A 9,951-nucleotide genomic window follows, 5' to 3' on the forward strand; every position below is an offset into this window, starting at 1 on the left:
CTTTACAAGCTGTCTCTTTCCGCCCTCGGTATGCTTTTGGGGGTAAACCAGGAGAGGCGACAACTATCCTGACACCGGGGGCCCCACCACTCGGCACCTCGCCTAGGCTCGGTGTGCCCGTAATCCGACAGGGATTTGGGGGGCCGCCGCCACGCGCCATCCATGGCGCGGGGCGGCTAAACCGGCATCCCTGCCGGTTTACCCCCCAAATCCCTGTCGAATTCCGGCCAGCGTGGTTTAACGGGGCGCCTGAGATCAAGATCAAGAGCGGCTCGCTTCGCATCGTGGTTACTGATAGTTGCTACGTCAGAGTTGTGTAGATACCCATGCCGGGATCAGGGTACAGCGTTTGCGCCAGTGCGATAAACGCCAGGGTTGCGGGAGAGGCCTGGCGGCGATCCAGCACTGCCAGGCCTATGCGGCGCGGTACGCCCGGCGACAAGGGGCGGGCAACGTAGCGCTGGTCGGCATCGGCCGGCAGTGAGCCCTGGGCCACGATACTCAGGCCGTCGCCGCGGCTGACCGCCTCCAGGGTCGTGAGTAGCTGGGTGCAGCGATAACGCACTTTAGGTTGCAACTGCGCTTCACCAAACAAACGCGTGACCAGCTCTGCGGAGCCTGCCTCGGTTAGGATGAACGGGTCATCGCACAATGCGTGCAAGGGTACTGCCATGCTTGCCGCCAAGGCATGGCCGACCGGTATCAGCGCCACCAGTTGGTCTTCGAGCAGGGCCACGGTGTCGAAGCGTTCCTGCTCCAGTACCACGAAGCCCACATCCACCCGGCGCTGATCCAGCCATTGGATGACCTGCCGATCCGGCCCTTCGTCCACATGCACCTCGATACCCGGATAGTCCCTTCTAAAGTGGCTGAGAATGGTCGGTAGCAAACGGTTCGAAGCGGTGGGGCCGAACGACCCTATACGCAATGTGCCGCGCTTCATCCCGCGGGCATCGGCGGCTTCCTGCTGCAAGGTGTTGGCCAGGCCCAACATGCCCCGTGCGCGCCCAAGTAACTGCTCGCCGATATCGCTCAGTTCCACCAGGGTCTGGTGCCGGCGAAACAACTCCACCCCCAGCTCCTGCTCCAGGGCCTTGATCGCATGGGACACCGCCGATTGGCTGATGCCCAGGCGATGCGCCGCACTGGTGAAACCTCGCAGTTCGGCGACCAGGGAGAAGATTTCCAGCTGGGTCAGGGTCATGAGTAAAGCCTTATTTTACGATGACTGATCATTAGTAAAAGAATAGTCCCATCCTTTCTCACGCTGAGCACATTCTTATGCATGCCCGCGAAGGCCTCACTTACCTGAAGCTGGCCGCTGTCACTATGATCTGGGGCGGGACCTTCGTCGCCGGGCGTTTTCTGGCCGATCAAGTGGACCCGCTGCTCGCGGCCTGCCTGCGGTTTATCCTGGCCAGCCTGGCGTTGCTGCTGTTCCTGGCCTGTACGCGGATCCCACTCGCGCGCCCAACTCCGGGGCAAATGGCGCGGCTGGTACTGCTGGGCCTATGCGGAATCTTTTTTTACAACCTGTGTTTTTTCTATGGCCTGCATTACATCAATGCGTCGCGGGCGTCCTTGATCGTGGCATTGAACCCGGCGGTGATTGGCCTGGCGTCCTGGTTGTTGTTCAAGGAGCGCCTGGGCCGGGCCAAGTGGCTGGGTATCGGGTTGTGCCTGCTGGGGGCGGCAGTGGTGATCGTGAGCCGCAATCCCAACCTCATGCAGGGGGCGCGCAACGCCTGGATCGGTGACCTGTTGATCCTGGGCTGCGTAATGGCCTGGGGTGCCTATTCGCTGCTGTCCCGGGAACTCAACCAGACGTTGGGACCGGTGCAAACCGTCACTTGGTCGGTGCTGTGGGGTACGCTGATGTTGACCCTTGCTACCCTCGCCACCGGTCGTCTGACGCTGCAAGGTTTCAGCGCGCTGCAGCCGGCGCAGTGGTACAGCCTGCTGTATCTGGGTGTGCTGGGTTCGGCCCTGGCCTATATTGGTTATTACGACGGCATCCGGCGAATCGGCGCGACCCGCTCCGGTGTGTTCATCGCCCTCAACCCGCTGACGGCGGTGATATGTGGCGCGTTGCTGCTGGACGAAGCCTTGACGGCGCCGATGCTGGCAGGTGGCGCGGTCATCCTGTTGGGCATCTACTTGTGCAATAAACCCCTTGCACGGGGCAGGGCAACAGGGATTTGATAAGAGTACGGACAAACTGGGTTACGCTGTGTAGAATCGATTTACGCATACAAGAATATGGACTTGCGCTCACGCAAGCCTCGGCCGTCAGAGACTGATGACACCATGAAGCTACTTGGCTCCCCCCTCATCTTTGGTGACTTCCTCGCCCGCAGCGTGCGAGGCCTATCCTGCGCGCCACCCTCGGACCTCATCCTTGCTTGCAAATAGACAATTGCTACCCACAAGAATGATGAGGCACGAACATGACCGACCAATACGAAAACCCAATGGGCCTGATGGGCTTTGAATTTATCGAATTCGCATCACCCACCCCGGGCACCCTGGAGCCGATCTTCGAGATCATGGGCTTCACCAAGGTGGCGACTCACCGCTCCAAGGACGTGCACCTGTATCGCCAGGGCGAGATCAACCTGATCCTCAACAACGAACCGGGCAGCCTGGCGGCTTATTTTGCGGCCGAACACGGCCCGTCGGTGTGCGGCATGGCGTTTCGCGTCAAGGATTCGCAACAGGCCTACAACCGTGCCCTGGAACTGGGGGCCCAGCCGATCCATATCGACACCGGACCGATGGAACTGAACCTGCCGGCGATCAAAGGCATTGGTGGTTCGCCGTTGTACCTGATCGATCGTTTCGGTGAAGGCAGCTCGATCTATGACATCGACTTCGTCTACCTCGAAGGTGTTGACCGCAACCCGGTCGGCGCCGGTCTCAAGGTTATCGACCACCTGACCCACAACGTCTACCGCGGGCGCATGATCTACTGGGCCAATTTCTACGAGAAGCTGTTCAACTTCCGCGAAGCCCGTTACTTCGATATCAAGGGCGAATACACCGGCCTGACTTCCAAGGCCATGAGCGCGCCGGACGGCAAGATCCGCATCCCTTTGAACGAAGAATCGTCCAAGGGCGCCGGGCAGATCGAAGAGTTCCTGATGCAGTTCAATGGTGAGGGTATCCAGCACGTCGCGTTCCTCACCGACGACCTTGTCAAGACCTGGGATGCGCTGAAGAAGATCGGCATGCGCTTCATGACGGCACCGCCAGACACTTACTATGAAATGCTTGAAGGCCGCCTGCCGAACCACGGCGAGCCGGTGGACCAGTTGCAATCACGCGGCATCCTGCTGGACGGCTCGTCGGTTGCCGGTGACAAGCGTCTGTTGCTGCAGATATTCTCGGAAACCCTGATGGGCCCGGTGTTCTTCGAATTCATCCAGCGCAAAGGCGACGATGGGTTTGGCGAGGGCAACTTCAAGGCGCTGTTCGAGTCGATCGAGCGCGACCAGGTACGTCGTGGTGTACTGACCGCCGATTGATCGACTGGCTAACAAAAAAAAACCCGGTTTTTACCGGGTTTTTTTGTGCCTGATGCATCGTGTTGCAAATGCCTAGCGGATTATTGGGAACAGATGTTTCTTGGAATATCACTCAGAGGGTAGGACGCAGACAAAAGCCTGCGTGTCCACTATGAAGAGGGCCACTCATGAATGTGAATTCTCCCACCCTTCAACGCCCGATCGGCCCATCTGTCTCAACGGAACAGGCAGGGCCAGTGCGCAATGTCCGTTCAACCGGTCATGCAGACCCGGTCGATCAGGCGCGTAACAAGTTTCTCGATGACGGTGAAACCGAGTACTTGGGCGGCACACTCAGCGCCGAAGGGTATCAACTGACGAAGGCAGCGGTGTCATCTAACAAGCCGGGAAGTCCAGGGGTGCAGGTCTCGACATTTGCCGTCGACGGCGCTCAGTCCAACGACATGATGGTGATCAAGAGGGTGCCGCCTACAGAAGGTGGGCCTAATCTTGTCCTGTATATGCCGGAAGATGAGGTGACCTCGTTTCATGAGTTCAAGAATGCAGAGGAGATGACGGACTGGCTCAAGGAAGTAGCCAATGACCCGACTGAGCGAAAGCGCTTTACCCAGCATTTTTCCAGTGATAAGGCGCCGAAGCAGGAGGAACGGGTTAACAAGAAGTTCGGCGAGTTCGCTAATGGCGACATCAATGCAGTGGTGGGCAGTTTTGGCTATGAGAAAGGTGACATTTTCGAGCGTTTGAACAAAGACGCTTCGGTACCACCCGTTCAGGTCAACGGACTGACGCGAACGCAGCTTTACAAACAAGAGCCCGATGGAAAAGCGACCTATATCGGGTATCAAGAGGATGGGAAAAAAATACTTTATAAATACGACGCTTATGGAAACATGCATGGAAGCAATGGGAAAGAATGGTTTTTCGCCCAAAACGGTTTGAACGAAAACAAACCGCTTGAACCCATGACGTTCAATGAGTTCCGCAAAAAAATAGCCAGTGTTTCCTTGGACAATGTGGGTGCCAATAATCTAAACGGTCTTTACGACGAATTCCTGAAGCAACTCAGAAGTCCTGGGCATGGCCTCGCCACCGCATTGAAAGCGCTGGGTGTTCCTGACGACGTGGCCCACTCCATCGAAACCATCGCGAAAGACCCCGTTAAAGGAACGTTGCTTGAATTGAACCACGACAATCGTATCGGCAAGCTGTTTGGCGTGGATCAGGAAGAGATGGATGCCCAGCTGGAAAACGCAGGCAACCAAATTCAAAACAACATCCCCTATTACGGTACATGGAGGGGCAGGCTGGGAAATGCCGCCGACGTCATTGAAGAAACTGCCGGCACACCTGAAGTGCCGTCAACCGAAGTCAGGACCTGACTCAATCGACAGAGGGGTACGGACACCCCCACAACCGACATCCACTCTCAGCCCCCCATCAAGCCCGGCGCTGACGCACCAAGTGCTTGAACCCTTCATATACCAGCACCATCACCGCCAGCCAGATCGGGATATAGGTCAGCCATTGCCCACCCTGGATGCCTTCACCCAATAGCAAAGCCACCGCCAGTAACAGCACCGGTTCCACATAACTTAGCAGCCCGAACAGGCTGAAGGCGAGCAGGCGACTGGCAATGATATAGCTCACCAGCGCCGAGGCACTGATAAGGCCCAGCATGGGAATCAATGCATACAGCTTCGGATGCCCATGTAGTACGGCAAAGCCTTGTTCGCCGCTTTGTACAAACCACCAGGCCACCGGTAGCATCAGCGCCATGTCCAGCCACAAGCCTCCCAAGTGATCGGTAGTCAGATATTTGCGCACGACGAAGTAGACCGGGTAACCGATGATCACCACCAGCGTTGCCCAGGAAAAACCACCGGCCTGATACAGTTCATTCAGGACACCGAGCGCGGCAAACACCACGGCGATCTGCTGCAGCCGCGACAAGCGTTCGCCGTATACCAGACGCCCCGTCAGCACCATGGTCAGCGGCAACAGGAAATACCCCACCGACACATCCAGGCTGCGCCCATTCAGCGGCGCCCACATAAACAACCACAACTGCACGCCGAGCAGCGCTGACGACACCAATACACCACCGATCAGGCGTGGCTTGATCGCGAGCATGCGCAGCAACTCCCATACCCGCCGCCATTCGCCGCTGACGATCATGAAGACCGTCATGCATGGCACGGTCAGCAGCATGCGCCAACCGAAAATCTCCAGGCCACTCAGAGGAGTGAGCAATGACGTGAAGTAATACATCACGGCAAACAACACCGAGGCCAATACCGATAACACAACACCTTTAGACACGTTGCCCTCGCGAAAGCCGATTCATTAGCAAGTGATATTATTTACCGAGTGATTCTCGGATAGCAAAAAAAACACCATGCTCTTCCCATGCAATTAGCTTCTCTTACCCTCTATAAATGTAGCTTTAACTCTTTTGGATATGAGCATGTATGGAACCAAGATTAGGATGGCGCACAATGACCTTGTTATTTCTTTGCTGGTCTCGGGATTGAATATTGATATCTTCGGATATACAAGAGAACCAATCCAGGCATCAGAAATAACAAAAACAAACGAAACAATAACCACAGTTATGTATATCTTTGGAAAAAGGTAATGCTTCGAGAAAAACAAATAAATTAAATACACTTGCGCTATGATCATCAGAATATTGAATGATATTTCTGACAGCATAAACGTCAGTAAGTATGGATGGTATTCGCCTGCGCCAGGCGTGCTTATGTATTCAATAGCGCCAGGTGTTGTAAAAAAATGATAGTACGATGGAAATAATTCATACGCTATACGCAAGGGGCTTAAAAACAATCCGATCATTACCAACAATAACCAGCCTTGTAAGCCGTTCAACTGATTTTTTTCGTTCATCTTCACTCCCTTGAATTTTGATCTTACGGAATAATCGTATTAGCTGTACAAAGGCCCTCAACTGAGGAGGCCAAAAAAAATATTCGATTGGCTTAATAGTTTCCTCTGGATAATAGTTTGCCTGATCATATCCGGTTCCAGGGCCCGAGTATGGCGGTTTTTGCGAGAAATAAAATGTTGGAGGGGCGGTACGACGATTCGACCTGGTCCCGATAGCAGTGTGTCAGCGACGGGTGAACCGATTGCAGCACCGCTATCGGGAGCAAGCTCCCTCCCACATTAATCTCAGTGCATCAGGCAGATCTCAGCCAACTCACCACGCCACACGGCCTGAGACGAAATGGCCGACATCATTGAACCCCGGTGTGGATGAATGTCCCGGCGTGACCAACGAATCAATAAAGGCCTCATCTTCAGCAGTGATCTCCACCGCCAGCGCCCCGGTGTACGCATCCCATTGCGCCTCGGTGCGCGGCCCGACAATCGCGGAGCTCACTGCGGCATTGTTCAACACCCAGGCAATGGCAAACTCCACCATGCCCACGCCACGTCCTTGGGTGTATTGCTGGATCTGCTGGGCGATACGCAACGACTCCATCCGCCATTCGGTTTCCAGGATGCGCTTGTCCTGCCGTGCGGCGCGGCTGCCGGGTTCGGGCGTGACGTCCGGCGCATATTTGCCGCTGAGCACCCCTCGGGCCAGCGGGCTATAAGGCACCACACCCAGCCCGTAGGCAGCCGCCGCGGTGATTTGCTCGACTTCCGCTTGGCGATTGACGATGTTGTACAGCGGCTGACTGATGACGGGTTTATCCACCCCCAGGCGCTCGGCCACGCGAATCACCTCGGCGATACGCCAACCACGGTAGTTGGACAGGCCCCAATAGCGGATCTTGCCTTGGCGGATCAGGTCGCCGATGGCCGACACAGTCACTTCCAGCGGCGTGTCATGGTCTTCACGGTGCAGGTAGTAGATGTCCAGGTAATCGGTATCCAGGCGCCCAAGGCTGGCTTCCACGGCGTTGAAAATACGCTTGCGGTTCAAACCACTGCGGTTGGGCAAGCCATCGGCGGGGCCGAAGCCGACCTTGCTGGCCACTATCCAGTCCTGGCGGTTACGCGCAATGGCTTCGCCGACGATCTCTTCGGAGCGCCCGCCGGTGTAGACGTCGGCGGTATCGATAAAGTTAATGCCTTGGTCCCAGGCCTTGTCGATGATGCGCAGCGAGTCTTCGGTACTGGTCTGTTCGCCAAACATCATGGTGCCGAGGGTCAGTGCGCTGACCTTCAACCCGGACTGGCCCAATGTGCGGTAAATCATGGAGAGCTCCTCATGGCAGGGAAACGTGGGTACTGCAATACCAGACCCGAGGCCTCTGGAACAAGCACCGGGCGCATTTCTTCATGCACCCAGCAACGTCTGGCAGCGAGCCTGTAAAAAACCATGCAGCACTTTCACCCGTTCCGACACTTGCAGACGGTGGGGGCACATCAGGTTGAAAGGGGTCGGCTCGCCCTGCCAGTCGGGCAACAGCGCTACCAGCCGACCGGCCTGGATATCGCGGGCGATATCCAGGTTGGCTTTATAGGCGATGCCGTGGCCCGCCAGCGCCCAGCGGCGGACGATTTCTCCATCGTCGCTGAGGTAATCGCCGCTGACGTCGACCTCCTGGAGCAGCGCGCCCTGGCGGAAGTACCACGTGCTATTGGCCTGCCCGCGACGCATGTAGCGCAACGTACTGTGCTGCGCCAAGTCCGCCGGCGTGCGCGGTGTGCCGTGGCGCGCCAGGTAGCCAGGGCTGGCGCAGGCCATGCGCTGGTGGCCGGGCACCACCGGCAGCGCCACCAGGCTGGAGTCCCTTGGTACGCCAAAGCGCAGGGCAATGTCGACGGTATCGCGAAACAAATCGGCATTGCTGTCGTTGAGCAATAGTTGCAGGCGGATATTGGGGTGCTCGTGCTTGAACTCATCCAGCCAGCCCAGCAGCACATTGCGGCCAAAATCCGAGGGCGCCGCCAGTTGCAATAAACCGCTGAGGCTTTGGCCCTGTTGCTTGATGGCGTGTTCGCCCTCCGACAACGCTTCCAGCGCCACCCGCACGCTATCCAGATAACGCCGGCCTTCTTCGGTCAGGCGCATGCTGCGCGTGGAACGGGCCAGCAGGCGGATACCGAGTCGGGTTTCCAGGCGTTTGAGAGCGATACTGGCCGCCGCCGGGGTCAGGCCCAAACTGCGGGCGGCGGCGGTCAGGCTGCCAGTGTCGGCACTGCGCACAAAGACTTCAAGGTCGAGAATTGAGCTCATTGTTAAAAATCCTTTAAAAATCTTGTCGTTTTACCGGGATTTTTCGCTGATTGCCAAGCTGGGAAGATGAACGCTCACTTTCTCATCCAGGTAGTTCTCCCATGACATCTTCCCTCAGCGGTAAAACCGTCATCGTGATCGGCGGCAGCAGCGGCATCGGCGCCGCAGTGGCCCAGGCAGCCACCGCTCGCGGTGCGCGCGTGGTGCTGGCCGGACGGCGTTTGACCTCCGGCAGCGATAACGGCGTACGCAGCGAACCGGTGGACGTCACCGATAGCGCGTCGTTGCAGCGCTTGTTCCAAACGGTGGGGCACTTTGACCACTTGGTCTACACCTCGGGACCTTCGGTGCGGGCCAAGACGCTGATCGAAACCGACCTTGACGAAGCCCAGGATAATTTCAATGTGAAACTCTGGGGCGCGCTACGTGCGATTCAACAGGCGCTGCCATTCCTGGGTGAGCACGGCAGCATCAGCCTGACTTCGGGTCAACTGGGGCGCAAGCTGGCAGCAGGGCAGTTCATCAAGACCGGCATCAACGCCGCGACCGAAGCCTTGGGCAAGCAACTGGCCAAGGAACTGGCGCCGCGTCGCGTCAATGTCATCAGCCCCGGCGTGATCGACACCCCAGCCTATGCCGGGTTGGCCGAAGAGCAGCGTTTGGCGATGTTTGCCAAGACCGGCGAGACATTGCCGGTTGGCCGGGTAGGGCAGGCTGAAGAAGTGGCGGCGGGGTATGTATTGGCCATGGAGAACGGCTTCATGACCGGCGCCGTGATCGATATCGACGGCGGCGGCCAGCTGTAAACACAGGTCAAAATGTGGGAGGGGGCTTGCCCCCGATGGGCATAGGTATCTACACAACTCTGTAGCGCTCAACGGTAACCACGATGCGAAGCGAGCCGCTCTTGATCTTGATCTCAGGCGCCCCGTTAAACCACGCTGGCCGGAATTCGACAGGGATTTGGGGGGTAAACCGGCAGGGATGCCGGTTTAGCCGCCCCGCGCCATGGATGGCGCGTGGCGGCGCCCCCCCAAATCACTGGCGGATTACGGGCACACCGAGCCTAGGCGAGGTGCCGAGTGGTGGGGCCCCCGGTGTCAGGATAGTTGTCGCCTCTCCTGGTTTACCCCCAAAAGCATACCGAGGGCGGAAAGAGACAGCTTGTGAAGTACTATTCACCCGAACGTAAAGCCGCATTGCTCAAGATGCTGCTTC

At 57.4% G+C, this 9,951-nt stretch carries 9 protein-coding genes; 4 read left to right on the top strand and 5 right to left on the bottom strand.

What is annotated here, in order from left to right:
* Positions 1-301 precede the first annotated feature (301 nt).
* Positions 302-1,204 (bottom strand): LysR family transcriptional regulator, encoded by a 903-nt coding sequence (locus TU73_RS27675; protein WP_057014825.1) that lies wholly within the window; start codon positions 1,202-1,204, stop codon positions 302-304.
* A gap of 77 nt (positions 1,205-1,281) precedes the next feature.
* Here TU73_RS27675 and TU73_RS27680 point away from each other — a divergent pair, with 77 nt between their 5' ends.
* The 3 genes from TU73_RS27680 (at position 1,282) to TU73_RS27690 (ending at position 4,903) form a co-directional block, all read left to right on the top strand.
* Positions 1,282-2,202, top strand: coding sequence for a DMT family transporter (locus TU73_RS27680; RefSeq protein ID WP_057014826.1), 921 nt, complete (start codon positions 1,282-1,284; stop codon positions 2,200-2,202).
* A gap of 245 nt (positions 2,203-2,447) precedes the next feature.
* Complete coding sequence (gene hppD / locus TU73_RS27685; protein WP_057014827.1) at positions 2,448-3,524, top strand: 4-hydroxyphenylpyruvate dioxygenase; 1,077 nt, start codon at positions 2,448-2,450, stop codon at positions 3,522-3,524.
* Between the two features lie 167 nt (positions 3,525-3,691).
* Positions 3,692-4,903: a dermonecrotic toxin domain-containing protein gene (locus tag TU73_RS27690; protein ID WP_231984795.1), complete on the top strand. Its 1,212-nt coding sequence runs from the start codon at positions 3,692-3,694 to the stop codon at positions 4,901-4,903.
* A 58-nt stretch (positions 4,904-4,961) separates the two neighbouring features.
* On the opposite strand, the gene rarD is transcribed toward TU73_RS27690, so the two are convergent.
* From rarD to TU73_RS27710, 4 genes are all read right to left on the bottom strand, one after another.
* Positions 4,962-5,843 (bottom strand): EamA family transporter RarD, encoded by an 882-nt coding sequence (rarD, locus tag TU73_RS27695; RefSeq protein WP_057014829.1) that lies wholly within the window; start codon positions 5,841-5,843, stop codon positions 4,962-4,964.
* Positions 5,844-5,936: 93 nt separating this feature from the next.
* Entirely contained in the window at positions 5,937-6,428 is a 492-nt protein-coding gene (locus TU73_RS27700; RefSeq protein ID WP_057014830.1) for a DUF2569 domain-containing protein, read from the bottom strand.
* A gap of 313 nt (positions 6,429-6,741) precedes the next feature.
* Positions 6,742-7,749 (bottom strand): aldo/keto reductase, encoded by a 1,008-nt coding sequence (locus TU73_RS27705; RefSeq protein WP_057014831.1) that lies wholly within the window; start codon positions 7,747-7,749, stop codon positions 6,742-6,744.
* 81 nt (positions 7,750-7,830) lie between these two features.
* Complete coding sequence (locus tag TU73_RS27710; protein WP_057014832.1) at positions 7,831-8,733, bottom strand: LysR family transcriptional regulator; 903 nt, start codon at positions 8,731-8,733, stop codon at positions 7,831-7,833.
* A 101-nt stretch (positions 8,734-8,834) separates the two neighbouring features.
* On the opposite strand from TU73_RS27710, the gene TU73_RS27715 reads away from it, so the two are divergent.
* A complete protein-coding gene (locus TU73_RS27715; protein WP_057014833.1) occupies positions 8,835-9,539 on the top strand; it encodes an SDR family oxidoreductase in 705 nt (234 codons plus the stop codon).
* Positions 9,540-9,951: the final 412 nt, after the last annotated feature.

The sequence above is a fragment of the Pseudomonas libanensis genome, from assembly GCF_001439685.1.
GTDB classification, from domain to species: Bacteria; Pseudomonadota; Gammaproteobacteria; order Pseudomonadales; family Pseudomonadaceae; genus Aquipseudomonas; species Aquipseudomonas libanensis.